General features: G+C 59.7%; 22 protein-coding genes. 9 read left to right on the plus strand and 13 right to left on the minus strand.

Going from position 1 to position 26,102, the window contains the following annotated elements:
- Window positions 1-67: 67 nt before the first annotated feature.
- Together LC354_RS07530 and trpS are read right to left on the minus strand one after the other, a co-directional pair.
- The gene (locus LC354_RS07530; RefSeq protein ID WP_223422561.1) at window positions 68-856 is read right to left on the minus strand and encodes a porin family protein; all 789 of its coding nucleotides are present in this window, start codon (window positions 854-856) and stop codon (window positions 68-70) included.
- A 309-nt stretch (window positions 857-1,165) separates the two neighbouring features.
- Window positions 1,166-2,212, minus strand: coding sequence for a tryptophan--tRNA ligase (gene trpS / locus LC354_RS07535; protein WP_223422563.1), 1,047 nt, complete (start codon window positions 2,210-2,212; stop codon window positions 1,166-1,168).
- Between the two features lie 69 nt (window positions 2,213-2,281).
- Between trpS and LC354_RS07540 the strand changes: the two genes are divergently transcribed.
- The gene (locus LC354_RS07540) at window positions 2,282-2,965 is read left to right on the plus strand and encodes a rhomboid family intramembrane serine protease (protein ID WP_223422565.1); all 684 of its coding nucleotides are present in this window, start codon (window positions 2,282-2,284) and stop codon (window positions 2,963-2,965) included.
- On the opposite strand, the gene murJ is transcribed toward LC354_RS07540, so the two are convergent.
- Window positions 2,962-4,497, minus strand: a complete 1,536-nt coding sequence (gene murJ / locus LC354_RS07545; protein ID WP_223422567.1) for a murein biosynthesis integral membrane protein MurJ — start codon at window positions 4,495-4,497, stop codon at window positions 2,962-2,964. The genes LC354_RS07540 and murJ overlap by 4 nt on opposite strands.
- Window positions 4,498-4,725: 228 nt before the next feature.
- Between murJ and LC354_RS07550 the strand changes: the two genes are divergently transcribed.
- Genes LC354_RS07550 through LC354_RS07565 form a run of 4 tightly spaced genes read left to right on the plus strand, consistent with a single transcriptional unit; the run spans window position 4,726 to window position 8,573 of the window.
- Complete coding sequence (locus LC354_RS07550) at window positions 4,726-5,589, plus strand: FAD binding domain-containing protein (protein WP_223422568.1); 864 nt, start codon at window positions 4,726-4,728, stop codon at window positions 5,587-5,589.
- On the plus strand, window positions 5,586-6,068 hold the full coding sequence (locus tag LC354_RS07555; RefSeq protein ID WP_223422570.1) for a (2Fe-2S)-binding protein: 483 nt from the start codon (window positions 5,586-5,588) through the stop codon (window positions 6,066-6,068). The genes LC354_RS07550 and LC354_RS07555 overlap by 4 nt, the downstream gene beginning before the upstream one ends.
- Window positions 6,065-8,326 (plus strand): xanthine dehydrogenase family protein molybdopterin-binding subunit, encoded by a 2,262-nt coding sequence (locus tag LC354_RS07560; RefSeq protein WP_223422572.1) that lies wholly within the window; start codon window positions 6,065-6,067, stop codon window positions 8,324-8,326. Before LC354_RS07555 ends, LC354_RS07560 begins: the two co-directional genes overlap by 4 nt.
- Before the next feature lies 1 nt (window position 8,327).
- The gene (locus tag LC354_RS07565) at window positions 8,328-8,573 is read left to right on the plus strand and encodes a MoaD/ThiS family protein (protein WP_223422573.1); all 246 of its coding nucleotides are present in this window, start codon (window positions 8,328-8,330) and stop codon (window positions 8,571-8,573) included.
- Window positions 8,574-8,693: 120 nt separating this feature from the next.
- Here LC354_RS07565 and LC354_RS07570 read toward each other — a convergent pair whose 3' ends face one another.
- Both LC354_RS07570 and LC354_RS07575 read right to left on the minus strand, forming a co-directional pair.
- Entirely contained in the window at window positions 8,694-10,247 is a 1,554-nt protein-coding gene (locus LC354_RS07570) for an alanine/glycine:cation symporter family protein (protein ID WP_223422575.1), read from the minus strand.
- Between the two features lie 10 nt (window positions 10,248-10,257).
- On the minus strand, window positions 10,258-10,695 hold the full coding sequence (locus LC354_RS07575) for a universal stress protein (RefSeq protein WP_223422577.1): 438 nt from the start codon (window positions 10,693-10,695) through the stop codon (window positions 10,258-10,260).
- A gap of 194 nt (window positions 10,696-10,889) precedes the next feature.
- Between LC354_RS07575 and LC354_RS07580 the strand changes: the two genes are divergently transcribed.
- Complete coding sequence (locus tag LC354_RS07580; protein WP_223422579.1) at window positions 10,890-11,336, plus strand: Lrp/AsnC family transcriptional regulator; 447 nt, start codon at window positions 10,890-10,892, stop codon at window positions 11,334-11,336.
- Between the two features lie 169 nt (window positions 11,337-11,505).
- On the opposite strand, the gene LC354_RS07585 is transcribed toward LC354_RS07580, so the two are convergent.
- The 8 genes from LC354_RS07585 to LC354_RS07620 all read right to left on the minus strand — a co-directional run bounded on the left by LC354_RS07585 (window position 11,506) and on the right by LC354_RS07620 (window position 23,072).
- Complete coding sequence (locus tag LC354_RS07585; RefSeq protein WP_223422580.1) at window positions 11,506-14,646, minus strand: efflux RND transporter permease subunit; 3,141 nt, start codon at window positions 14,644-14,646, stop codon at window positions 11,506-11,508.
- Between the two features lie 5 nt (window positions 14,647-14,651).
- Window positions 14,652-15,782, minus strand: coding sequence for an efflux RND transporter periplasmic adaptor subunit (locus LC354_RS07590; RefSeq protein WP_223422582.1), 1,131 nt, complete (start codon window positions 15,780-15,782; stop codon window positions 14,652-14,654).
- Between the two features lie 138 nt (window positions 15,783-15,920).
- The gene (locus LC354_RS07595) at window positions 15,921-17,285 is read right to left on the minus strand and encodes an FAD-dependent oxidoreductase (RefSeq protein ID WP_223422584.1); all 1,365 of its coding nucleotides are present in this window, start codon (window positions 17,283-17,285) and stop codon (window positions 15,921-15,923) included.
- The gene (locus LC354_RS07600; protein WP_223422586.1) at window positions 17,275-18,141 is read right to left on the minus strand and encodes an isocitrate lyase/PEP mutase family protein; all 867 of its coding nucleotides are present in this window, start codon (window positions 18,139-18,141) and stop codon (window positions 17,275-17,277) included. The genes LC354_RS07595 and LC354_RS07600 overlap by 11 nt, the downstream gene beginning before the upstream one ends.
- Window positions 18,138-18,758 (minus strand): cysteine hydrolase family protein, encoded by a 621-nt coding sequence (locus LC354_RS07605; RefSeq protein ID WP_223422588.1) that lies wholly within the window; start codon window positions 18,756-18,758, stop codon window positions 18,138-18,140. The genes LC354_RS07600 and LC354_RS07605 overlap by 4 nt, the downstream gene beginning before the upstream one ends.
- Window positions 18,755-20,818: a hydantoinase/oxoprolinase family protein gene (locus LC354_RS07610; RefSeq protein WP_223422590.1), complete on the minus strand. Its 2,064-nt coding sequence runs from the start codon at window positions 20,816-20,818 to the stop codon at window positions 18,755-18,757. The genes LC354_RS07605 and LC354_RS07610 overlap by 4 nt, the downstream gene beginning before the upstream one ends.
- Window positions 20,815-22,509 carry a hydantoinase B/oxoprolinase family protein gene (locus LC354_RS07615; RefSeq protein WP_223422591.1) on the minus strand — a complete coding sequence of 565 codons (1,695 nt, stop codon included), beginning with the start codon at window positions 22,507-22,509 and terminating at the stop codon, window positions 20,815-20,817. Before LC354_RS07615 ends, LC354_RS07610 begins: the two co-directional genes overlap by 4 nt.
- Window positions 22,506-23,072, minus strand: coding sequence for a tautomerase family protein (locus LC354_RS07620; RefSeq protein ID WP_223422593.1), 567 nt, complete (start codon window positions 23,070-23,072; stop codon window positions 22,506-22,508). Before LC354_RS07620 ends, LC354_RS07615 begins: the two co-directional genes overlap by 4 nt.
- Window positions 23,073-23,219: 147 nt before the next feature.
- Here LC354_RS07620 and LC354_RS07625 point away from each other — a divergent pair, with 147 nt between their 5' ends.
- The 3 genes from LC354_RS07625 to leuD are packed head-to-tail and all read left to right on the plus strand — an operon-like array spanning window position 23,220 to window position 26,037.
- The gene (locus tag LC354_RS07625) at window positions 23,220-24,023 is read left to right on the plus strand and encodes a GntR family transcriptional regulator (protein ID WP_223422595.1); all 804 of its coding nucleotides are present in this window, start codon (window positions 23,220-23,222) and stop codon (window positions 24,021-24,023) included.
- Entirely contained in the window at window positions 24,020-25,426 is a 1,407-nt protein-coding gene (gene leuC, locus LC354_RS07630) for a 3-isopropylmalate dehydratase large subunit (protein WP_223422597.1), read from the plus strand. Before LC354_RS07625 ends, leuC begins: the two co-directional genes overlap by 4 nt.
- Window positions 25,426-26,037 carry a 3-isopropylmalate dehydratase small subunit gene (gene leuD, locus LC354_RS07635; protein ID WP_223422598.1) on the plus strand — a complete coding sequence of 204 codons (612 nt, stop codon included), beginning with the start codon at window positions 25,426-25,428 and terminating at the stop codon, window positions 26,035-26,037. Before leuC ends, leuD begins: the two co-directional genes overlap by 1 nt.
- Window positions 26,038-26,102 lie beyond the last annotated feature (65 nt).

Consider the following 26,102-nt stretch of genomic DNA (forward strand, 5'->3'; position numbering starts at 1 on the left):
GCCCTGCAAAAGGGATGGGCTGATGGAAATCCCCGTCCGGCGTTACAACGTCAATCCAGACGTGGTTTCAGAACCGGAAGCGCGCACCGATCAAGGGGCCTTTGACCGTGAGGTCTGACAATGCGGCGTCGTTGCCCAGATCCCAATCCATATATCGGTAGCCAACAACCGCATCCCACTTCTTGAAGCGATAGTTCACACCTGCAAACAACTGATAGGTCAAATCGCTCTGCCCGGTGCCAACATCGGCATAATAAGTCAAATACCAGTTTTCATTGATATTTGTCTTGCCACGAAACCCGACGATCCCATCAAAGAAATTATCGGTTCCGCTGAGTTTCCGCCCCGCCGGTCCAATGTCGAAATCAAGATCAGTCTTGAGCCTCAGATACCGGAACCCGGCAAGGCCGGAGATCTGGGTTGATCCGTTGTCGAACGCCGAATACCCGGCGCCGGTCGTATTGATCCAGGACTTCAGGTTAATTTTGGTCTTAACCTTGGCCGGAACGCCGATGACATTCGCCGTTGTTCTGTTCGTCGTTCCCTGATCCAGGTAGATCAGGTCCGAAAACAGTGTCCATTTGCCTTTTTCTGCGGCCAGTCCTCCCATGAACACCATGTCCAAATTGTCGATGATGTCGGAAAAGGTGATTTCAACGCTGTCCCCGGACTGCGTTGTCGAGTCAATGCCCGACAACCACCCGTAAACAGCCCCAGAAAACGTCCAGCGATCCGTCGTGGTCAACGCGGGTTGCGGCGCGTTCGGCTCAGCGGGCACGTCCTGGGCAAATGCATGGCTCACAGAGGTCAGAGCCAGGCAACCTGCGAGGACTGTCGATTTCAATTTGGTGTTCATTGCTGCCCTCAATTCCGTTTGGCTCAACCTTTGATTTTGCAATCATAAGTTAGAGTACGTCTTTTGCCAGTCCTTTCTTAACATAGCATATCGGGGCGCAGAGGTCCTGTCTTATGTGACACGTTCGGGAAGGCAAAAGTGGATCTGAAGGAAGAACTGAGGACGCATCCGCCTGAAAACAGGCTAAGAAGTCTAAGTTCGTACCACAACGGAAGGCGGCCACGCGGCACTGCTATTCCCCCGCCGGACCGCGCCGTCAGGAATGCCTCCAAGCCTCGCACAAAAAACGCAGAATGCCTTGTTGTGCGCTTAATTGCCCACCATTCCAACGATTTCGTAGGTCTTTTTCAGGATTGGGGTTGTAATTTCGCGCGCCTGTGTTGCCCCGTGGGCCAGAATCCGGTCGATCTCTGCGGGGTCGTCCATCAACCGCGCCATTTCGCCCGAGATCGGCGCAAGCTTGTCCACGGCGAGATCGGCCAGCGCGGGCTTGAACGTCCCGAATTGGGCACCGCCATGCGCGGCAAGCACCTGATCAACGGACATGTCGGCCAAAGCCGCATAGATATTGACCAAATTGCGGGCTTCGGGGCGCGATTCCAACCCTTTGGCTTCGGAGGGCAGGGCATCCGGGTCGGTCTTGGCCTTGCGAATCTTTTTGGCGATTGTGTCGGCATCGTCGGTCATGTTGATCCGCGACGCATCCGATGGATCGGACTTCGACATTTTCTTGGAGCCATCGCGCAGCGACATGACCCGCGTCGCCGCCCCTTCGATCACCGGCTCGGTCATCGGAAAGAAATCGACGCCGTAGTCATGGTTGAACTTGGCCGCGATGTCCCGTGTCAACTCAAGATGCTGCTTCTGATCCTCGCCCACGGGCACATGGGTCGCGTGATAGACAAGGATATCCGCTGCCATCAGCGCAGGATAGCCAAACAGTCCCAGCGATGCGTTCTGCGCATTCTTGCCAGCCTTGTCCTTGAATTGCGTCATGCGCTGCATCCAGCCCATACGGGCGATACAGCTCAAAATCCAGCCCAGTTGTGCGTGTTCCGGCACCTGGCTCTGATTGATCAGGATCGACTTTTCCGGGCTGATGCCGCTGGCAATGAAACCCGCCGCCAGTTCGCGGGTGTTGTGGCGCAGCGCGGCAGGGTCCTGCCAGACCGTGATCGCGTGCAGATCGACCATGCAATAGATCGTCTCGAACGCTTCGTCCTGCATGCTGACAAATCGCTTTATCGCACCGAGGTAGTTGCCGAGGGTCAATCCACCCGATGGCTTAATGCCGGAAAAGACGCGGGGCTTGAACGTCGCGCCGGCGGCACGCACATCATTTGGTGTTTCGGACATTTGAACCTCTGGGCAAATCTGCGTCGCTGGCTTACCCATGTGGATCAGTAGCGTCAAGAAGGCCCGACCATGTCTCATTCGGATGATCCAAGCCCATTCAACTCAATGCCCGCACCCGTTTGGGGGCTGTTCCTGATGATCGCGGGGGTCGAAGCCCTGTTCAGTCTGGGCGAAGCGGGCCTGATCGGTGGCCCCGGTGCCGTCGGCTGGCGGCTGGCCGCGATCAATGATTACGGATTCTCGGGGCAGGCTTTCGATTTCATGGTGCAGAACGGTCTTCTCTTGCCCGAACAAGTGCTGCGCTTTGTGACGTATCCGTTTGTACATGGCAGCTTTACGTCGATGTTATTTGCGGGCGTCCTCCTGTTGGCGATGGGCAAGATGACCGGCGAGATCATGGGCGGTTGGGCCGTCGTTCTGATCTTTGTGCTCAGCGGTATTTTCGGCGCTCTGATATTCGGCCTGTTCACCAGTCAGGCCTGGATGTTCGGGGCTTATCCAAGTGTCTATGGCCTGATCGGTGCGTACACGTTTCTGACGTGGCAAAGGCTTGCAGCGATCGGCGGTCCGCAGGGGCAGGCCTTTATGCTCATCGGGTTCCTGATGGGCATTCAACTGGTATTCGGCATCTTTTTCGACGTTGGGTACACTTGGGTGGCCGAACTGGCCGGCTTTGTCGCCGGCTTTGCGCTGTCCGCCTTTGTCATGCCGGGGGGCATGGCGCGTGTGTTGTCGGCATTGCGCCGTCGTTAGCGGTGGGTGGCCTGACGGATTTCGGACATGCGCAACGCACCGGTGACATGGGCCATCCCAAAGTAACTGACGACACCGACAGTGATCAGGATCAGTAGGGCGACATAGCGCATATAAGGTGCGCCCAGCGCTGTGGCCAGCAGGACAGCAGCCATCCACATTGCGGCCCCCATGACGGCAGCGGATATCAGGATCCGGGGCAAGCGGCGGCGGTACCGGGTGTCGACCTTTGTGGCATCTCCCATCCCACGCACACCCCAGTAAAGCTGCGCCAGCATCGCCCATCCTGCAACCGTCGTCGCAATCGCGGGCGCGATCCAACCGACAACCGGGGCGAGCCCCACGGCGATGCCCGCATTGATCGCCATCGACACCACCGCATACCGAAAGGGACGGCGGGTATCGCCGCGCGCAAAATATTGCGGCTGCAGGACCTTTTGCAAAACGAAGGCCGGAAGCCCGAGCCCATAGATCGATACGGCGACGGCAATCGAGGCCACATCATCAGTGCCGGTCTGTCCCCGTTCGAAGAGCACAGAGACCAGCGGCAGCGGCACGATCATCAGAGCGATAGCCGAGGGGATGGTCAGCGCCATGGAAAACTCGGTCGCGCGGGAATAGGCGTGGCGCGCGCCTTCGAAATCTTCCGCCTTGAGGCGGCGTGACAGGTCGGGCAACAGCACGATACCGACTGCGATCCCCACGACGCCCAGTGGCAGTTGGTACAACCTGTCCGCGGCAAACAGCCAACTGACCGCGCTGTCGTATTGGCTGGCGACAAGCTGGCCAACCACCAGATTGATCTGCATGACACCCGTGGCCAAAGCTGCGGGCACCGCCGTGCGCAGCATTTGCGCCATATCCGGTGTCCACTTGGGCAAGCCAAAACCCAGTGCAAAACCGGCATGTGCCGCCGCGCGCCAGGTGAGCGTCAGTTGCGCGACACCGGCAAGCGGGATGGTCCAGATCAGCCAGGTGATGATGGTTCCGCCCGTTGCCCACGCCAGTGCCATGGCCGTGATGACGAATATATTGAGCAAAACGGGCGCCGCCGCGGCCGCTGCAAAGCGACCCGTGGCGTTCAAAACTCCGGAAAACAGGGCCGAGAGGGACATGAAAAAGATATACGGAAACATAATCCGCCCGAACGCGACGGTCATGTCGAAACGCGCAGGGTCAAACCCGCCCGCCGTGGCCCAGACCAGCGTCGGCATGAAAACAAGGGCAAGACCGGTCAACGCGAGTGTCGCCAGTGCCAGCAGGTTCAGGGCATCATGGCCAAATTTCGCGGCATCCTCGTCCCCCTCAAGCTTGGACGAAAACATTGGAACGAATGCCGCGTTGAACGCGCCCTCGGCGAAAAAACGGCGGAACATGTTGGGCAAGCGGAATGCGGCCACAAAGGCATCCATCACCGGGCCCGGCCCGATCAGCGACAGCAGCATGATCTCGCGAACAAAACCCAGAATGCGCGAGGCCAGGGTCCAGAACCCGACGGTCAGAAAGCCGGACATGAGGCGGATTGGTTTCATGGGAGTGGCGTAGCGACTGGCACCGGGTGGCGCAAGACAGCTTTGGCGATGCGGCCTCGTTCTGTGCGCCGCGTCCGGGCAGAATAATGGGCTTGGGTGTCGACAGTGCCGCAAAACTGCGCAAAAGATTTCTGTGTTATGGACTTGCGACAGCACCCCGAAGTAACCGATGGTTCGATGGTCGTAGGCAAAGCCCGTAACCCCGAGCTGACAAGAAGGATGTATCCGATGCGCTATGAGAGACCCGAAACGATTATGGATGCAACGGCATTGCTGGCGCAAGCGAGCGACAGTGCCTTCGTACTGGCTGGTGGAACGGATCTGCTGGTGAAAATGCAAAACGATGATTTCGAGGCCGAACTTGTCGTCGATATCAAGTCCATCGCGGGAATGGCGGATGTTGTTGAGACCGATGACAGCTTTGTCATCGGGGCTGCGGTCCCTTGCGCCGCCCTTGGTGAGCATGAAGCGCTTTGCGCCGCTTGGCCGGGTGTTGTGGAGGCTGCCAATCTGATCGGCTCCACGCAAATCCAGGGGCGCTGTACCGTTGCGGGCAACCTGTGCAACGCGTCACCCGCGGCCGACAGCGTGCCCGCACTGGTTGCCGCCAACGCACAGGCCCGGATCGCGGGGCCCGATGGAATTCGCACCGTCGCCGTAGAAGACATTCCGACCGGACCGGGCAAGACATCCCTGGCCAAAGGGGAAATCATCGAAGCGATCGTGCTTGCCAAACCCACGGACCGTTCCGGCGATGCCTATCTTCGGTTCATTCCGCGCACCGAAATGGACATTGCGGTTGTGGGTGTCGGTGTCTGTCTGGCGCTGAACGATGACGGCGCCGTTGCGTCGGTTCGTGTCGCGTTGGGCGCAGTTGGTCCCACGGTCATGCTTTGCCCGGAGGCTGCTGAAACACTTGTGGGCACCAAATTGGAGGACGCGGCGCTTGAGGCTCTGGCGGCTGCGTGTTCTGCGGCCAGCACGCCGATTGATGACAAGCGGGGCACGGTAGATTTCAGAAAACAGGTTGCAGGCGTGTTGGCCCGCCGTGCGGCCCTCATCGCCTTTGAGCGGGCAGGAGGAAGCCAATGAGTTCGATAGCTGTATCCACCACCATCAACGGCGACGACGTCGAATACCTGTGTCAGGCGGATGAAACCCTGCTCGACGTCTTGCGCAACCGGTTGGGCCTGATGGGCTCGAAGGAAGGCTGCGGGACGGGGGATTGCGGGGCGTGTAGCACCATCATGGATGGTCGTGTTGTCTGTTCTTGTCTGGTGCTCGGAGCCGAAGCGCAGGGTCGCAGCATCGAAACAATCGAAGGCATGGCGAACGGCAGCGAGTTGCATCCGCTTCAGACCAAATTCATTGAACATGCAGCCCTGCAATGTGGTATTTGTACGCCCGGCTTTCTGATGGCAGCCAAGGCGCTGCTTGATGTGAACCCGGAGCCCACCGAGGAAGAGATCAGGTTCTGGCTGGCGGGCAACCTGTGCCGCTGCACCGGCTATGACAAGATCGTGCGCGCCGTTCAGGCCGCCGCCGCAGAGATGAGAGGAGAAGCAGCATGAGTTTCGATGCAGCCTATCAGAGCCAAAAGCTGAAATCCGTTGGCACGCGTCCCTTGCGCCCCGATGGGGTGGACAAGGTCACCGGGCGCGCACGCTATGGTGCAGACTTCAACATGCCAGGCCAGCTTGTGGCGCGCGTGCTCCGCAGCCCCCACGCCCATGCCCGGATCGTGCGCATGGATACAGGTGCTGCCGAAGCACTGAAAGGCGTCAAGGCGGTGGTGACCGCCGCCGACCTGCCGGACCTGACCAACGGGGATGCGGAACTGTTTGCAGTGCTTGATAACTGCATGGCCCGCACCAAGGCGCTTTATGACGGGCACGCGGTCGCAGCGGTGGCGGCGATTGACGAAAGGACGGCGAAGCAGGCGCTCAAGCTGATCGAAGTCGAATACGAAATCTTGCCGCATGTAGTCGATGTCGATGCGGCGATGGTCGCTGACGCCCCGATCCTGAACGACGAACTGTTTACCGGCGGTGTCGATCCCAAGCCTGACACGCCATCCAACGTCGCGAACCGCGCCGAATTCGGCCACGGTGATGTCGATGCGGGATTTGCTGAGGCCGACTTCATCGTCGAGCGCAGCTACAAGACCGAACAGACCCATCAAGGCTATATTGAGCCGCATGCCTGCGTGGCCAGTTGCAACCCGGACGGCACCGCTGAATTGTGGGTGTGCACCCAAGGGCATTTTGTCTTTCGCCAGAACTGCGCGGACCTTTTGGGTCTCGAAGTGTCAAAGTTGCGGGTCACGTCATCCGAAATCGGCGGCGGTTTTGGCGGCAAGACCCATGTCTGGGCCGAGCCTGTGGCCTTGGCCCTGTCGCGCAAGGCGGGTCGGCCGGTCAAGCTGGTGATGTCGCGGGACGAGGTGTTTCGTGCATCCGGGCCCACAAGTGCCACATCGATTGACGTCAAAATCGGCGCAAAGGCGGACGGCAAGATTACAGCCGCAATGGCGACATTGCGCTATAGCAGCGGCCCCTATCCGGGCATGTGGGCCGAGTTGGGAGCCATGACGTCCTTCGCCTGCTACGATCTGGAAAACGTCAAGACGGTTGGCTTCGAGGTCATTGTGAACCGGCCCAAGGTGGCGGCCTATCGCGCCCCGTCCGCGCCCATGGCGGCCTTTGCGGTCGAAAGCGCCATTGACGAGTTGGCGCAGAAACTGGGCGTGAATGCCGTCGAACTGCGCATCAAGAACGCGGCGCGCGAAGGGACGAAATCGTCCTACGGGCCCGTTTATGGGCCCATCGGTATTGGACCGACGCTTGAAGCCGCACAATCACATCCGCACATGAGCGCCCCTTTGGGCAAAAATCAGGGCAGGGGCATGGCCTGTGGTTTCTGGTTCAACTTTGGCGGCCAGACCTGTTCCGACCTGAACGTGAACGCCGATGGTACCGTGGCGCTGGCCGTAGGGACCGTTGATGTGGGCGGGTCGCGCGCGTCCCTGTCACTGATTGCTGCCGAAGAACTGGGCATCGACTACAAGGACGTCAAAGCCGTTGTCGCCGATACTGCGACGCTGGGCTACAACGATATGACCGACGGCAGCCGGGGCACGTTTTCGTCGTCCATGGCGACCATCTCGGCGGCTCGGAACGCCATCGCCATCATGCGCGCGCGGGCAGCATTGACCTGGGATATCCCGGTCGAGGACGTCTATTGGGAAGACGGCCACGCCAAGGCGGCGGGCACGAAATACGGCAACCTATCGCCGCTTTCGGTCAGGGATATCGCGGCTGAGTCCGGCAATACCGGTGGACCGATTGCAGGTCACAGCGAGTTGGTGGCAGACGGGGCCGGCGTGTCCTTTGCCACGCATATCTGCGACGTCGAAGTGGATCCGGAGACAGGTGCCACCAGCATCATCCGCTACACCGTGATTCAGGACGCGGGCAAGGCCGTGCATCCATCTTATGTGGAGGGTCAGTATCAGGGCGGCGCCGCGCAGGGCATCGGTTGGGCGCTGAACGAAGAATACATCTACGGCGCTGATGGACGCCTGCAGAATTCGGGGTTCCTTGACTACAGGATCCCGGTTTGTTCGGACCTGCCGATGATCGACACGCAAATCCTTGAGATTCCAAATCCGAACCACCCCTACGGTGTGCGCGGTGTGGGCGAGACGTCGATTGTGCCCCCTCTTGCGGCAACGGCCAACGCGGTGTCGAACGCGGTCGGCGTGCGCATGTCGCATATCCCGATGTCGCCGCCGCGCATCCTTGCGGCCTTGAATGCGGAGCGGGATTGAAATGGTTGACGTCACCCTTTGGGGTGGCCTCGTCCCGCTTGCGGATGATCAAAAGACGCTGTCGATCGAGGCAGACACAATCCGCGAGTTGTTGCGCAAGCTGCAAGAGCGTTACCCCGCGCTGAGCGGGCCGATCAAAAACGAGGTGGCGGTGGTGATTGATGGTGTCATCTATCGCAACGACTGGTCGCAACGCATTCCCGAGGGGGCAGAGGTGTTTTTGATGCGCCGTCTGGCCGGGGGGTGATGTGCGACGGGCAATCGATGATGACCTGATCGGCATGTGCGCCTGTCTGCGGCCCGGCATTACCGGGTGACCCACAGTGTGGATGCTCCGACGCAACAGGATTGCGTCGGAGCTTTTTGTTTAGTGACTGAACTTCTTGATCTCGCCCGACTTCAGACGTGAGGCGTAGGAGAAGAGCTCTGTCTTGACCACCTTCATCAGGAAGTAGAGGCAGAAGATGTTCACCACGGCCATGGCAAAGATCGCAGCATCGGAGAAGTCGATAACCGGGCCAAGACTGGCGGCCGCACCGATGACGATGAAGACGCAGAAGATGATCTTGAACACGAGCTCTTTCGTCTTGCCTTCGCCAAAGAGATACGTCCACGCCTTGAGGCCATAATAGCTCCAGGAGATCATGGTCGAGAAAGCGAACAGAACCACCGCAATCGCCAGCACATAGGGGAACCAGCTGATGCCGGACGCAAAGGCTGCGGATGTCAGTGACACACCGGAATTGCCGTCGACCGTCGCAATGGCTGTGGCAGACTCGTTCAGCAAGTAATTGCCGGTTACGGGATCAATGATGAGCTGCTGGGAGATTACGATCACCAGAGCGGTCATCGTACAGATGACGACGGTGTCGATCAGCGGCTCCAGCAAGGACACAAACCCTTCGGTAATAGGCTCTTTGGTTTTCACCGCAGAGTGCGCGATTGCCGCAGAACCGACGCCCGCCTCGTTCGAGAACGCAGCCCGTTTGAAGCCCTGGATCAGAGCCCCGACGAAACCACCCGCGACACCGAGGCCCGTGAACGCTCCGGCAAAGATCTGACCGAATGCCCAGCCGATCATGTCATAGTTCACCAGCAGGATGACCAACGCGGCACCGACATAGAGGATGCCCATGAATGGCACGATTTTTTCAGTCACGTTGGCGATGGATTTGATCCCGCCGACGATGACGGCGAAAACGACGCCTGCAAAGATAATCCCGGTAATCCAGCCGGGAAACTCGCCGGTGATCTGGGTAATCTGAGCATGCGCCTGGTTGGCTTGGAACATGTTGCCCCCGCCGAGTGCGCCCAGAATACAAAAGACCGAAAACAAGACGGCCAGGATCTTGCCACCCGGCAGGCCCAGTTCGTCAAAGCCCTTGGAGATGTAGTACATCGGACCACCTGAAACGGTGCCATCCGGGTATTCGTTGCGGTATTTCACGCCCAGCGTACATTCGGTGAATTTGGACGCCATGCCCAGAAGTCCGGCAAGGATCATCCAGAATGTGGCCCCTGGCCCACCAATGCCGACAGCCACGGCAACGCCCGCGATGTTCCCGAGCCCGACAGTCCCCGAAAGCGCTGTGGCAAGCGCCTGAAAGTGGCTCACCTCGCCGGCATCATTCGGGTCGGAGTAGTCCCCTTTGACCAATTGGATTGAGTGTTTGAAAAAACGGAACTGAACAAAACCGAAGTAGACCGTGAAAACGCTCGCGGCAATGACCAGCCACATGACAATCCAGGGAAAGCTCGTGCCCGGAAAGGGCGCGAAGATAAGACTGACAAATGGCCCGGTGACATTCGCAAAGACTTCGTTGACCCTTTGATCGATGCTTACCGCTTCTTGCGCGGCAAGCGGGCCTGCCGTCATCGCGGCTGCCATGGCAAGAAGCCAGAGTTTTGAAATGTTTTTCATGTTTATGCTCCTATCCGACAACCGTGACTGGCACGTCTGCGTGCATCACCAGATTTTGCGTGGCGCTGCCAAAGATGCGTTTGGTAAATCCATCCGCTGACGTCCGCCCGACAATGATCTGAGAGCCGCCGTTCTCGACCGTGAGTTTGTTCAACGTTTCGGCCACATCGCCGTGCCGCACCAGACCGCTGGCGTTGAAACCCGCCGCTTTGAGAGCGGCAACGGCTGGGTCGACGATTCGCGTCCGCGCGAGGTTGATCTCCTCTTCCCGCCGCTTGTGGCGTTGCTCGTTTTCTTCGGCTGTCTGAAAGGTAAAAGGCGACCATTCTATGATGTAAACGGCGAGCAGTTCGCACGCTTCCATCCTCGAGGCCAGGTCCTTTGCGAATGCAAGAGCCCGTTCGCCGGTGTCTGTCCCGTCTAGTCCAATGACAATTTTGACTGTCATCTTATCCTCCGTTCTGGATGTAATTTTTTAGTGTTGGCGACCAATTGTCGCCCATGCAAGGCATTTTCAACTTATGGGGGGATTCCCGATACCTGCCATCAGTATTGGTGATAATCTCTAGACATAGGTCATTTTATACGCATTATTTTGGGTATACTTGCCGATTGATAGCAGTTTTGCAGGAAAAATAACCAATGCGCAGGATTCTGGATCGGATTGATGAGAGGATCTTGAAAGAGCTTGAAGCCGATGGACGCCTCTCGATCGTGGATCTGGCGGCGCGGGTAAACCTGACGAACACACCTTGCTCAGAGCGCGTCAAGCGGCTTGAAAAATCCGGCTACATTCGCGGATATCGTGCTGTTCTCGACATGATGAAGATGGGTCTGGGGCACCTTACTGTCGTGCAGGTATCGCTTTCGGCGACCGCCGGAGACAATTCACTGGATGACTTCAACGACGCCGTCGCGCTGGTGCCCGAGATTGAAAGCTGTTTGATGGTCGCGGGATCGTTCGATTATTTGCTGACGGTCCGCACGCAAGACATTTCGCACTTTCGCAAAGTTCTGGGCGAAAAGATCAACAAGCTGCCGGGCATCCTTCAGACAAACTCCTTTGCCGTCATGGAAGTTGTGAAATAGCCGACCGTATCTGACTGGCGAGCGCAACATACCTGTCCCAAGGGGAGACATAACGGACGGAGCGTCGTCCACCGGTGGGAACGACCTCAAAGATCTTGCGTCGCCAGATCGTGGCCACTGGGAGCAGGCGCACTGCGACCACAAGACTGTCGCCGCAGTGCGATGCTGATCAGCCTTCTTGCGGATCTGCTTTTGATTTGCTGCCAAGTTTTCCCTTGGTCCATTCGCGCGCCTGCTGCATCACAACATAGAGTACAGGCACGATAATCACACCGAGAACCGTGGCCGCAAGCATGCCACCAAAGACCGCGACACCAATGGCTTGCTGGCTGGCGGCCCCCGCGCCGCTGGCAAGCAGCAAAGGCACCACGCCCAACAGAAAGGACAGTGCCGTCATCATGACGGCGCGGAACCGTTGACCGGCCGCCTCCATGGCCGCCTCGCGGATCGACAGGCCGCTGGCCCGCCGTTCCATGGCAAATTCGACGATCAGGATCGCGTTTTTCGACGCCAGACCGATCAACATGATCATACCGATCTGCGTATACAGATTGATATCCCCACCCGAAACGGCAACGGCGGCCAGCGCACCGAACAAGGCCACGGTGACCGACAGCAGAATGCCCACGGGCATCGTCCAGCTCTCGTATTGCGCCACCAAGAAGAGATAGCCAAAGATCACGGCCATCGCCAAAATGATGATCACCAGCCCTCCGGAGGCCTGTTGCTGTTGGGCGGTGCCGGTCCATTCAAAGGAATATCCGGGCGGCAGTGCGGTTGCCGATTCCGCTTCCAGCACCCGTATCGCGTCCCCCGTCGATAAGCCTTCCGCGGGCACGGCGGTGACCGTGGCAGCCCGGAACATGTTGTACCGGTTCAGTGCAACCGGCCCGAGTTCGCTCCGCGTCGTCATCAAGGTTCCCAACGGTATCATTTCATTGGATTGTGAGCGCACATAAAGATTGCCCAGGTCTTCGACGTTGCTGCGATATTCGCCGTCGGCCTGGATCATGACCCTGTAAACGCGACCGAACAGGTTGAAGTCGTTCACATAATACGACCCCATGAACGCCTGCAAGGTCAAGAATACGTCAGACACGATCACATTGAGGGACTTGGTCTTTTCACGGTCGAGATCGACAAAAACCTTGGGCACATTCGCGCGGAACGTCGAATAGGATTGGCTGATGTCAGGGCTTTGGTTGGCGGCATAGACCAGTGACCCAACCGCTGCCGAAAGGTCTTGGGCGGTGCCGCCGCCGGTTTGCTGAACTTTCATCTCGACGCCGGCGCTCATCCCCAGACCGGAAATGGGCGGTGGGTTGAAGGCAATCACGGTGGCTGCGATTTCCTGATTGGCGACCGCGTAAATATTACCCAGAATGCCGTTGGCACTCAATGCGTCGGTCTCACGCGCGCTCCATGGGTCGAGGTTGGCTACGATCATGGCCCCGTTGGAACTGCTGCCACTGAGCAGGCTGTACCCGTTCACGACAACAGTCGAGGAAATTCCGGGAATGTCGAGAATCTGATCGTTGATACGGTTGGTGACCGTTTCGGTGCGTTCAAGCGAGGCTGCATCCGGCAGTTGTACATCGACGAACAGATATCCATTGTCTTCCAGCGGGATGAAACCCGAAGGAATACTGTTCAACAAGGTTCCCGACCCAAAGAAGATGCCGCCAAGAATGGCCAGTGCCAGCAAGGGCACGCGGACAAGGCGTTTCACGATACCCACATAGCCGGTCCGGACGCCATCAATGCCTTGTTCGAATCCTTTCAGGATGCCCTTCGGAGGGCCTGACCGTGGCTTGAGGATGATCGCGCACAGCGCCGGAGACAACGTCAGAGCGTTGATTGAGGAAATCACAACAGCCGTCGAAATGGTGACGGCAAACTGCGAATAAAGCTTGCCGGAGATGCCGGGCATGAACGTCACAGGCACGAAAACGGCGAGCAGCACGAGTGTCGTGGCGATCACGGGGCCGGTGATCTGGCCCATCGCCTTGGCTGTCGCCTCCGGTGGACTGAGCCCTTCTTCGGCGATGATACGTTCGACATTCTCAACCACGACGATCGCGTCATCGACCACAATACCGATGGCCAGCACCAGCGCGAAAAGCGAGATCGTGTTCAGTGACATCCCGAACAGAAGCAAAAAGGCAAATGTCCCGATCAATGACACCGGGATCGCGATGGCGGGAATAACCGTCGCCCTTGCACTGCCAAGGAAGATGAAAACCACTGCAATGACGAGCGCGAAAGTCTGCATCAGCGTCGATATGACGTCTTCGAGGGACTGTTTCACAAACAGGGTCGAATCGAACGGTATGTCGTAAACCACGTCATCGGGGAACGCGTTCGAAAGCCGTTCCAGCTCTGATTTGACGCCGTCCGCAACCGCCAGTGCGTTGGCACCGGGGGCCTGATAGATCGCAAGAACCGTGGCCGGATTGCCGGAAAATCGGCCTGAAGCGTTGTAGTAATCCGCGCCCAATTCAACGCGCGCGACATCGCGAACGCGCACGATGCTGCCGGAGTCGCCTGTGCGCAGGACAATGTTTTCAAACTCCTTGACCGTGCTCAGCCGACCCTTGGCTTTGATTGTGTACTGAAATTGCTGGCCTTCCGGGATGGGAGGCGTGCCGATCTGCCCTGCGGAAACCTCGATGTTCTGTTCGCGAATGGCCTGGATCAGATCGGCGGGTGTCAGGCCCAATCCAGCCATGCGACTCGGATCCATCCACATGCGCATCGAGTATTCGAAATTGGTCATCACGTCGGCTTTGCCGACGCCAGAGACACGGGCCAGCGCATCCTTGAGGTTGATCGACGCGTAGTTCGACAGGAACACCTCGTCATATGTCCCGTTCGGCGAGGACAATGTGATGATCAGCATCATGTTGGTGGATGACTTCTGGGTCACAACACCGGACGCAGTCACTTCGCTGGGCAAGGACGCCATGGCTTGGGCCACGCGGTTTTGCACGTTCACCGATGCGATATCGGGGTCGGTGCCGACCTCAAAGGTGACCGAAAGGTTATAAGATCCCGTGTCGGTACTGTCCGAAGACATGTAAATCATGTCGTCGACGCCGTTGACCTGCGCCTCGATCGGGGCCGCGACCGTGCTTTCAACAGTTTCCGAGTTCGCCCCGGTATAGGTGGCGCTGACCGATACGACGGGAGGCGTAATTTCGGGGAACTGTTCGACTGGCAAAACAGTAAAGCCGATCACACCCATGATGGTCAGGACCAGCGAGATGACGATCGAGGTCTTGGGGCGCGCAATGAAAATCGAGGAAAACATCGATGCTACTCCTCGACCGGGCTGCCGGAGAGAACTGAATCCACCGCAACGCCCGGACGGACACGCTGCAATCCTTCAACGATAACCGTTTCGCCTTCCTGGAGGCCGGAGTCCACGACGACGGCTGTTTCGACCTGGCGCCCGAGCGTGACGTATCGTTGTTCCACGGTTTGCTGCTGGCCGACGACCAACACAAAATCACCACGCTGGTCACGCTGCACGGCAGCCTGCGGGATCATCAGGGCTTCGGTTGGCTCGTTGGCCTGGACGCGCACGTTCAGAAACGACCCGTCTGTGATCAGGTTGCGCGTGTTGTCAAACTGGGCCCGCACGGTGATTGTTCCCGTCGTGGGATCGATCCGGTTATCGATGAAAACCACCCGTCCGGCTTCGTCCAGTTCATCGCCGTTGGGCAGAATGACAAAGACGGCCGGGGATACAGTTGCATCAATCAGGTCATTTGGAGACGCATCAAGCGACTCGAGAATACTCACGAACTGCTGTTCTGTCAGTGAAAACTCCACATATATTGGTGCCACACTGACAACGTTGATCAAGGGGTCAGAGGTTGGTCCGACCAATTCACCGACGCTGACGGCTGCCCGGCCAACCCGCCCGTCAAACGGCGCATGTACTTCGGTATAGTCGACATCAAGCTGGGCCATGCGGATCGCGGCTTCGGCGATGGCGACTTGCGCGATGGCGACCTGATTATTGGCAAAGGCAATGTCGCGATCGGTTTGCGTGCCGACCTCGCGTTCATAAAGCTCGCTCTTGCGCTTCAATTCGACGGTCGTCAGGTCCAGGTTTGCGTTCGCCTGTGCCAGATCGGCCTGGCGCGCGGCCAGTGTCGCCTGATAGGCATCCGGTTCGACCCGGAAAAGCAGGTCGCCTTTTTTGACGACGTCCCCGTCCCGTACCAGAACCTCATCGACAAAACCGCTGACCCGGGCCACGATATCCACCTTGTTGATGGCTTCGCCCCTGCCGATAAAAATCTGCTGGTCGGTGATTTCGGACGTATAGGCGGCCGCCACGGACACCTTTGGCGGGACAGCGTCTTGCGCCCATGCCGTCCCGTGGATGCCAAGGACGATCAAACAGATCGCGAGAACCTTGTGAAATACCGCTCTCATTTTGGATTTCTCCATGTCAATTTCTGCCGCCACGTCGCGTGAATGCCGACGCGTTCCCCGGAAAGCATAACCATACAGAGATGGGGGATGTTGACCAGAGCGAGAAAACAATGAGCTGAAAGGAATTGGACCCGCCGATTATCTGGCAATGCCCGCCTGTCGGCCAAGCACAATGGCACTCAGCAAGCCATTGCCGGACAGATAGCCGCTGTCGCGTGCCCCGGAGACACCGCAGGCGGCGCCGCCCCCGGCATAGAGATTGGAAAATGGCGCGCCATTTTTGCGCAAAACCTGCGCCTGACCGTTTACCCGCAATCCGCCCTGCGTGTGAAACAGCGCCCCCGTCACGCGCACGCCGCAATAGGGCGGGGTCAGGGGGTGTTGGCCAAATTTGCGCCCAAATACGTCTGTCCCGTTTTCCGGCAGGCCCCGCAACGTTTCCGACAAAGCATCCCGGGGCAAAGCCAAGGCATCGGCCAATGCCGCGATGCTGTCGCCTTTGTGCACGGCCCCTGCGGCTTCGGCGCGTTTGAAGTCTTCGAACTGGCGGGCGATGGCTGCGATCCGGTCGTCGAAAATGGCAAAAGCCTCGGCCCCCGGTTGGGCGAGCACCACACGCGCCGCTTCGGAATAGCCTTGGGATTCGTCCCAGAACCGCACTCCATCCCGATTGACCTGCACGCCGCCCTCGGTGATCACCGCCCAGGTGATCAGGATCCCGTGTGGATGGGCAACATTGCCGTGCCCCTGATAGGCCCCGAGATGTTGAACATCTGCACCAATCTCTTCGGCCCACAGGACAGCGTCTCCGGTATTTCCATCATGACCGAACCACAGCCCGCCCTCGATCTCGGGCATGTATTGCGACACCAGCGCGCGATTGCCGCCAAACCCGTTGCAGGCAAGGATAAGCCGCTGGCAGCCGATGGTTTCCACCTCGCCGTCGGGGCGGGTGACCGACACACCTTTGATGACACCCTCTTTGTGGAACAACACGGTGGCGCGCAGATCGCAGATGATGTCGATGTCATTGCGTTCACACGCGCTGCGCAAGGCGTCGATCAACTCGGCCCCGGACCGCGTGGGCAGGCCATGCATTCGTCGTCGGCTGTGGCCGGGATAATCGAAATCGGTCACGACGGAGAATGGCAACCCGTGGGTCTCGGCCAGCCAGTCGATCGCGGCGGCGGCATTCTGTGCCAGCAAATCAACCAGAGCCTGGTCGTTTTCACCCTTGGCTTTGGCCTGAATGTCGTCTGCAAACAGGGCTGCGGCATCATCGATCCCCGCAGCGCGTTGCATGGCTGTACCCGCCGCCGGGATCAGACCCGCCGACAGGGCCGTCGAGCCGCTGGGGACGGCATCTGCTTCGATGACAAGCACCTGCTGTCCGGTCTCTTTCGCGGAAAGGGCCGCGACCAGCCCGCAGGCCCCTGCACCGATGATGAGCGTTTCGCACTCAACATCGAAACGGGCCGGAGGCGGCGCTGTTCTAGCTGTCATCTGCATCATAGCGCGCGCCCTTCTCCAGCATGTCCGCGGTGCCGATCACCCCATTCAAACCGTTGAAATCGAACATCCGGTCCGCGAAGGGCCGATTGCTGCCATTTGCCCGCAGGCTTTGGTAGTAATCCTGCGCAGTGCGCGCCAAGGCGCGTACGATCCCGCCCGGAAAGATGACGATGGAAAAGCCTTGCTGCTCCAGATCGTCTGCACCCGTGATCGGGGTTGCGCCGCCTTCGACCATGTTGGCCAATAGCGGAACGCGTCCGGCAAACTGGGTTGCGATTGCGTCCAGTTGCGCCCGCGTTTGCGGTGCTTCGATGAACAACACATCCGCGCCCGCCTCAAGATACGCGCCCGCGCGGTCGATGGCGGATGCGAACCCTTCGACCGCAATGGCATCCGTGCGCGCGATGATCAGTGTCTCTTCGGAGGCCCGCGCATCGGCCATGGCCGCCACTTTGCCCGCCATTTCCTGAGCCGGGATCAGCGATTTATCCGCCAGATGGCCGCAGCGTTTGGGATAGGTCTGATCCTCGACCTGAAGGGCCGCAGCACCGGCGCGCTCATAAAGGCGCATCGTGCGTTGTGCATTCAGCGCATTTCCAAAGCCGGTATCGGCATCGATGATCACCGGCAGGTCCGTCCGATCCGCGATCAGTGTCATTGTGTCTGCCATCTCGCTGGCGGTGGTCAGTCCGATGTCGGGCCGACCCAGCCGGGTATAGGCGACGGCTGCCCCGCTGAGATACAGCGCTTCGAACCCGGCATCCGTGGCCAGCGACGCGGTCAGCCCGTCATAGACTCCCGGCGCCACGAGGATGTCTTTTTGCGCGATGCGGGTCTTGAGGCTCATGCACCATCCTCCAGCCAGCGCAACGCATCGGCACAGCTCATCTGGTGAGTGACGGTGCCCAGTGACAGGATCGTTGCGTCATGCACGTCGTCGCGGAAGGCCGCACAGCCGTCTGTCAACATCACCGTTTCGATGTTGCGCAGATGCGCGTCCCTCAGCGTCGAGGCGACCCCGCCATTGGTCACAATCCCGCCGACGATCAGGTTTTCTACGCCCGTCGCGCGCATGAGGTATTCCAGCCGGGTTTGGTAAAACGCCGAATAGGCGACCTTTTCGACGACGAAGTCCGCAGGATAAAGCGTATCGACCAATGTATGGCCAAAGCTGCCGGGCGCGAAATCACCTTTGCCGAGGAAAGGGCGCAACTCTTTGAGATGCGGCGCAATCAGCGGTTCGCCGTCTCGGTCAGGCACCAAAGTGAACTGTGCCGAGAAGTAGCGCCCGCCTCTCGCCCGCAGCGCCGCGATCAAAGGGGAAATGCGGTCCGGAAGGGCTGCGATACTGGTGGCTCCCTGACCGGCCCGCCCGTAAGCCCCGTCAGGGTGTAGGAAATCATTCTGCAGATCGATGGTCAAAAGCGCGGTGCGCGCCGGGTCCCAGCTTTTGGGGTTACTCATGACGCATCCTCCACAGGTTCGATGATCGTGTTGCCAAACCGGTCGACGCGCCCTTGCAGGCCCGGTTCGATCAACACGGTTGTGTCTGGTTGCTCCAGAATGGCCGGGCCTGAAATGACAGTGCCCACTGGCAATGCGAGCCGGTCATAGACCGCCGTATCGTGCCAGCTATCGGCAAAGTGTACCGGGCGCGATGCCTTGGGCTTGGTTGAGCCGGACCCGGTCGGAGCCAGCGTTTCAAGGTCGAATTTAGGGCGTTTTCCCGTTACGGCGCTGCGCAGGTTGATGATCCGCCGCACGCCATTTTTTAGCAGTCGCCCGAACGTGGCCTGATAGGCTGTGTCAAAGGCTTCTTCGATCTGATCTTGCGTCGGTGTAATCACGCCCCCGTTTTCCATTGCCACGGTTATCGGCACCGAAACTGTGTGGGTCTGGCCGATATAGGCCATGTCCAGCTCGAAACTGACCTCGCGCGCCTCGAAGGTGGTGCGCGCGGCATCCAGCAGGGCCATCCCCTGATCAGCGTGGGATTGCATGAAGGCGGCAAGCGCCTTTTCGTCCAGGGTGGAGACCAGCGTGTTGATCGTCTGAACAAAATCCTGACGCATATCAGCAATCACGCAGCCCAAAGCGGAGGTGACCCCCGGATAGCGCGGCACGATGGCGCGCGCGATGCCGACTTCGGCCAGCATGGCCCCGGCATGCAGCGCGCCGCCGCCTCCAAAGGGCATGAAGGCAAAGCGCTTGGGATCGAACCCCCGCTCGACACTGACCAGACGAATGGCCCCGGCCATGCGCGAATTTGCGACCCGCAGGATCGCTTCGGCGGCGGCGAGGGTATCGAGATTCAAAGGCGCGCCCACATGGGTATCGATTGCAGTGGCTGCGGCCTCTACATCGAGACGCGTCAGCTTGCCGCCAATGGGGTTTTCCGGATCGATCCGACCCAGCACGACATTCGCATCCGTGACAGTGGGACGGAAATTGCCGAGCCCGTAAGCCACCGGACCGGGATCGGATCCCGCACTTTCCGGGCCGATGTTCAATAGCCCGCCCTTGTCGACCCAAGCGATGGAGCCGCCACCTGCGCCGATGGTCGTGATCTCGATCATCGGAGTGCGCACGACCATGCCGAAATCAATCGACGTTTGAGGTGACAGCATCGACTTGCCCTCGGCGATCAGCGAGACATCGAAGCTGGTGCCGCCCATGTCGCCCGTGATGACGTTGTCGAACCCCGCAGATGACGCGATATAGCCCGCCGCGATGACGCCTGCGGCGGGACCGGAAAGCGCCGTACGTATAGGTAATCGACAGGCCGTGTCGACGGCCATCACCCCGCCATTTGATTGGACGATCATGAATTCGCCATCAAAGCCGCCTTGTTTCAGTGCCCCTTCCAGCCGCCCAAGATATCCCGACACCTCGGGCTGTAGGTATGCATTGAGAGCCGTTGTCGAAAACCGTTCGAACTCGCGGATTTCAGGCAGAATTTCGTGCGAGGCAGAAACATGGGCGTTGGGCCACATCTTACGCACGGCGGCCACGGCTGCGGCTTCGTTCTGAGGGTTGGCATAGGAATGGGCAAAGAGGATCGCGACGGCTTCGCAGCCTTGTGCGCGCAAGGCTTCGGCGGCGCGGCGCACCGCGGACAGATCGACTGCGGTACGGATCGTGCCATCCGCCAATGTCCGCTCGGGCACTTCAAGGCGATTGCGCCGGTCAACGACCGGTTCAAAGTCGCCCCGCAGGCCCCATGTGCGCGGCCGGTCGCGCCGACGCATTTCCAGCACGTCACGCAGCCCTTCGGTGCAGATCACGCCAATCGTGGCCCCTTTGCGTTCAAGCAGCGCATTGGTGCCTGCGGTTGTCCCGTGCACAACCACTGAAATCTCGGACAGGTCGTCGATCTGGCGACCAATGCCATCCAGAAAGCCGGCCGATTGGTCGGGCCGCGTGGTGGGCACCTTGGCGACGGACGCCGTGCCGTCAGTTTCATTCAGCACAAAGACATCCGTGAACGTACCGCCCACATCGACACCGATCATACGTCCGGTCATGACGTCACCCCCCGCCAGTCCGTGCCATAGGTCTTGTCGGCTTCGCCTTCACTGACCATGCCGCGTGCCACATCCAAAGCGACGGCATCGGGTGCACGGTCGCGTGCCGCGCCGTATCCACCGCCGCCGGGCGTTTCCAGCCGCACAGCCTGCCCTTGGCGCAGGATGATCCCGCGCATTTTCGACGCGAGAGGTGGGTGTTTCCAGCCATCATCCTGTTCATAGGAAAAGATGTTCATCGTGCCGTTGCCCCCATCGGCAATACCCTTGGGTGCAAAGCGACCCCGCTCGCCGAAGAGAAACGCTTCGGCGCCGTTTTCTTCAAGCACTTCGATCTCATAGACTGCGCCCAGCCCGCCGCGATGCATGCCTGCACCCGCACTGTCAGGGCGCAGTGCCCAGGTGCGGAACATCACCGGATAGGCGGCCTCGAGGATTTCCATCGGTGGGATCGTCGCGGTGGAAATGGGGGCGTTGCCGTGGTTCAGACCGTCGGTCTCGATCGAGCCACCGTGGCCGCCGCCATAGAAACTGAACATGACCCAAGGCTGTCCGTTGCTGCGTTTGCCCGCAATCGACAGGGCGTTGATCGTGCCGTAAGCATTTGCCACGACCCGATCGGGGGCCGCCTTGGCAAAGGCCGAAAAGACTACGTCGATCATACGTAAAATGGTTTCGGTATAGCCGCCGGTAGGGGCGGGAAACTTGGCTGACAAGAGCGAGCCTTCCGGCACGATCACGTCAATCGGTCGCATCACGCCAGCGTTCGCTGGCAGGGCGGGAAAGACATGTTTGATGGCCACATAAGCCGTCGCCACGGTGGTCGGCAGGGCGATATTCACTGGCCCTGCGCATTGTCGGGCGGAGCCGGTGAAGTCGAGCGTCATGCGATCGGCCTTGATCTCAAGCGCCACTTTGATCTTGAGGGGTTCGTCAACAATGCCGTCATTGTCGAGGAAGTCTTCGGCCTCCCAGCGGCCATCGGGCAGGTCCTGCAATTCGGACCGCATGAGTTGTTCTGCCCGGTGCCCAAGTGCTTCAAGCGCGGCGGCGACGGTTTCAGCGCCATATTCGTCGAGCAATTCATCCATCCGCTTGATGCCGAGGTCCAGCGCGCCAAGCTGGCCGTTCAGGTCGCCCATTGCCGATTGCGGCAACCGGGTGTTGCGGAGTAGAATATCGATGATGTCCTGATTGACCTCACCTGCGCGCGCCAGTTTGACCGGGGGCAGAATGAAAGCCTCTTGGAACACATCCGTGGCGGCCGGATTGTAATTGCCCGGCACCGCTCCGCCCACATCGTGCCAATGGCCGACCGAGGCGAGATAGCAAAACAGTTCCCCGTCGCGGTAATACGGACGCACGAGGCGCATATCGCTCAGATGCGTGCCGCCGATATGCGCATCGTTGAAAATATAGATATCGCCATCGGCGAGATCACCGTCTGCCGCTGCCTTTTCGATCACCGCCTGCACCGCAAAAGCCATCACACCCACAAAGATCGGCAGGCCCGATTTGCCCTGAACCAGCGTGTCGCCCGTCTGGGCATGATACAGGCCGTGGCTGGCGTCATGCGCTTCGGCGATGATCGGGTTGAAAGCGGCGCGAAACAGGGTCGCGTCCATCTCGTCGGCAATCTGTTCCATCCGGCCTGCCAGAACCGACAGGGTGATCGGGTCGATATCGCTCATGCGTGCGCCTTTGTTTCTGCGATGTCGTTCCAGACATCCTGTCGTGTGATACAACCGGCGCTCACTTCGAACCGGTCGATGAAACGGATGCCGCTGAACGGCGTGCCGTCGGGCCATTCCCCCGAAAGCGTGCCCCGGCAATAGACAATGGCGGCGTCGCTGGTGCCTTGCATCGCGTCAAAGCCATCATAGGTCTTCGTGACAAATTTATAGCGGGGTGCGGCCCAGTCGATGAGCTGTTGCAGTTGCGTCATGGGTGCGGCCCCGGGAAACTGCATGACAAAGCCCGCGCCGAGCATCCCCCGCGCGGCTTTAATGTCGCGCCGCTCCATTGCGGCAAGATAGTCGCGCACAACGACTGCCGGGTCCGGCAGGGCCTTGGCGGGTTGGCGGGCGGTGCGGCCACGGAAATAATTATGAGCCGACATCTCGTGGATCATGACCGTAACCAGCTCTGGCGCTGCGGGCACAACGAATCGAACCGCATCGGTCAGGGCCTCGCCCAGACGCCTTTTTTCTTCGGAATCATAACCTTCCAGCACATGCAGTTCGACGATTGGCATGGCGCCCTCCCAATTCCATCTTGTATTATTTATAATACATGTATTGTATTGTTGTTAAGTCAAAAAATTTGACACATGAAATACAATCTCTTGATTTTTTGAAAGACACCTCTACCATCCGTCGCAGGTTTACAAGGGAATCGTCGCATGCAGCCGGGTCAATCAGTGCAGTTGCCGGAAGGTGCCAAGGCGCGCCGGGTGTACCTGTCGCTGCGCGATCAGATTTCAGATGGCCGTCTGCCGGACGGAGAGAATCTGCCGGGCGAACAACGGCTTGCCGCCAGCTTCGGCGTGTCGCGCGTGACCGTGCGACGCGCGTTGGATGCTCTGTCTGACGCGGGCTTGATCGAAAAGCGCGCTGGCAGCGGAACGAAAGTGCGTGCGCAGAACATGGCGGGCAAAGCGGCGGCGATGGACTTCAACACCCTCATGCCGCAACTGGTTGAGATGGGGCATTCGACAACGGCACGGTTGTTGTCGTTCTCCTACAGTCAGGCCCCGGATTTCGTAGCGCAGGCCATGGGGCTGGCGGCGGGCGAAAAGGTGCAGATCGCGACCCGCGTGCGGATCACGGATGACATTCCCTTTTCGCATCTGACAACTTACGTGCCCGCCGAAATCGCACAGAGCTATTCCGAAGACGACCTTGCCACGACACCACTGTTCAAGCTGCTGGAACGCAGCGGGGTTCAAATCGAAGAAGCGCACCAGTCTGTGTCCGCCACACTCGCAGGCCCGGATGTGGCCGAGGCGTTGGACGTGGCCGTGGGCTCGGCCCTGTTGTCGCTCAAACGTGTTGTGCGGGACGTGGACGGGAACGGCGTCGAATACCTCTCGGGCCTGTATCGACCCGACATGTTCCGCCTCGAAATGCCACTGAGCCGGGTCGGGCAAGGCAGTGCCCGCCATTGGGAGCCCGCGATAGGCCAGATGGACGAGGCGTCTGGATGAGCACACCGCTGACTTTGCTGGACAAGCTGTGGGCCGCGCATGAAATTGTGACGCGCCAAGACGGTGTTTCACTTTTGTGGGTGGATCGCCATCTTGTGCACGAAGGTTCGCACCATGCCTTTGCCAAGCTGGCCGCGCGCAGTGCGCATGTTGCGGCACCCGAGCTGACATTTGCCGTCGTCGATCATTACGCGCCGACCCGAAATCGCGCCCACATCGCCGATCCACAGATCGCACGCATGATCGACACGCTGCGCGCCAATGCGGCGACCCATGGCCTGCGCCTGTTCGACCTCGGTGACCCGGCGCAGGGCATTGTGCATGTGATCGGACCCGAACAGGGGCTGACGCTGCCGGGTTTGCTGATCAATTGTGGTGACAGCCACACATCGACGCATGGCGCGTTCGGCGCGCTGGCCTTCGGTATCGGCGCCACGGAAGTCGCCCATGTTCTGGCGACCCAAACCATCTGGCAGAAAAAGCCACCGGCCATGCGGATTACGGTCGATGGTGCCCTGGGCGCGGGTGTCAGTGCCAAGGATATCGCCCTGAACTGGATTGCAAAGCTGGGCACGGATGGCGCGCGCGGTCATGCGCTGGAATATACCGGCAGCGCGATAAGGGGTCTGAGCATGGAAGGGCGCATGACGCTGTGCAACCTATCGATTGAGGGGGGTGCACGCTTCGGTATGATTGCGCCGGATGAGACGACGCTGGCTTACGTTGAAGGCAGACCGCACGCGCCCAGAGGGCGGGACTGGGACGCAGCATTGACGGCCTGGTCTGATCTGACGACAGACGATGATGCTGAATTTGTGCGCGACGTGCATTTCGATGCCAGTGACATTTCACCGACCGTGACGTGGGGCACCAGCCCCGAGCAAGCGCTGCCCGTGACGGCGATGGTGCCCGATCCCGGACAACTGACTGATGACAAGGCAGACGCGGCGCGTGCGGCGCTTGACTACATGGGCCTTGTGGCGGGACGCCCGCTGGCGGGGACACAGGTGGATCAGGTCTTTATCGGATCCTGCACCAATGGACGGATCGAGGATTTGCGCGCCGCGGCCGCGGTTTTGGCGGGGCGGCAAGCCAAAGTGCCGGGGATCGTGTCTCCCGGATCTGCGCTGATCAAGGCGCAGGCCGAGGCCGAAGGGCTGGACAAGGTCTTTACCGATGCAGGCCTCGACTGGGTCGCGTCGGGATGTTCGATGTGTGTCGGTATGAACGGCGATCTGGTGGCAGAGGGTAAACGCTGTGCCTCCTCGACCAACCGCAACTTTCGCGGCCGACAAGGGCGCGGCGCGCGAACCCATCTGATGTCGCCCGCGATGGTGGCCGCCGCAGCCGTGGCGGGTGCGCTCACCGATGTGCGGCCCCTGTTGCAAGGCAGGCCGGCGTGATGGGCGGCTGGACGCAGCATAACGGGCAGGCCATTGCCTTGCCTTTGGCCAATGTCGACACCGATCAGTTGATACCGGCGCGATTCATGTCGGTGCCGCGGGCGGATGGCTACGGCAATTTTCTGTTGCATGACCTGAGGCGAGATGCGCAGGGGACATTGCGTTCTGACCTGCCGCTCAACGCTCACAGCGGGGCGAGTGTACTGGTGGCCGGGCGCAATTTTGGCAGCGGATCATCGCGTGAAGCGGCTGTGTACGCGCTCGTCGATGCCGGGTTTCATGCCGTCATTGCCCCCAGCTTTGGCGATATCTTTGCCAGCAACGCGGTCAACAACGGGCTGTTGCCCGCGCGGATCGAGGACGCCGCCTGCGAGGCGCTTCTGGCCCAATTGGGGGCGGGCATGCTTCCTGTGACGGTCGATCTGCACGCCAGCACCATCGCAATCAACGGCACAATACTGACATTTGCGCTGGAGGAAAGCTGGCGCATCAAGCTGATCAACGGCTGGGACGATATCGACCTGACGCAGCAATACACACCTGACATCAGCCGCTACAAAGACAATCGATCTCAAACCGCATCCTGGGCCTGGCCCGCAGCGGCGGATTGAAACGCGTCATAGGAACTGGCGCAAACCGACATCGGGGAGGTGTCGTAAACCAACGGGGATATCAG

It is taken from the genome of Tateyamaria pelophila, from assembly GCF_019966495.1.
Classification (GTDB): domain Bacteria; phylum Pseudomonadota; class Alphaproteobacteria; order Rhodobacterales; family Rhodobacteraceae; genus Tateyamaria; species Tateyamaria pelophila.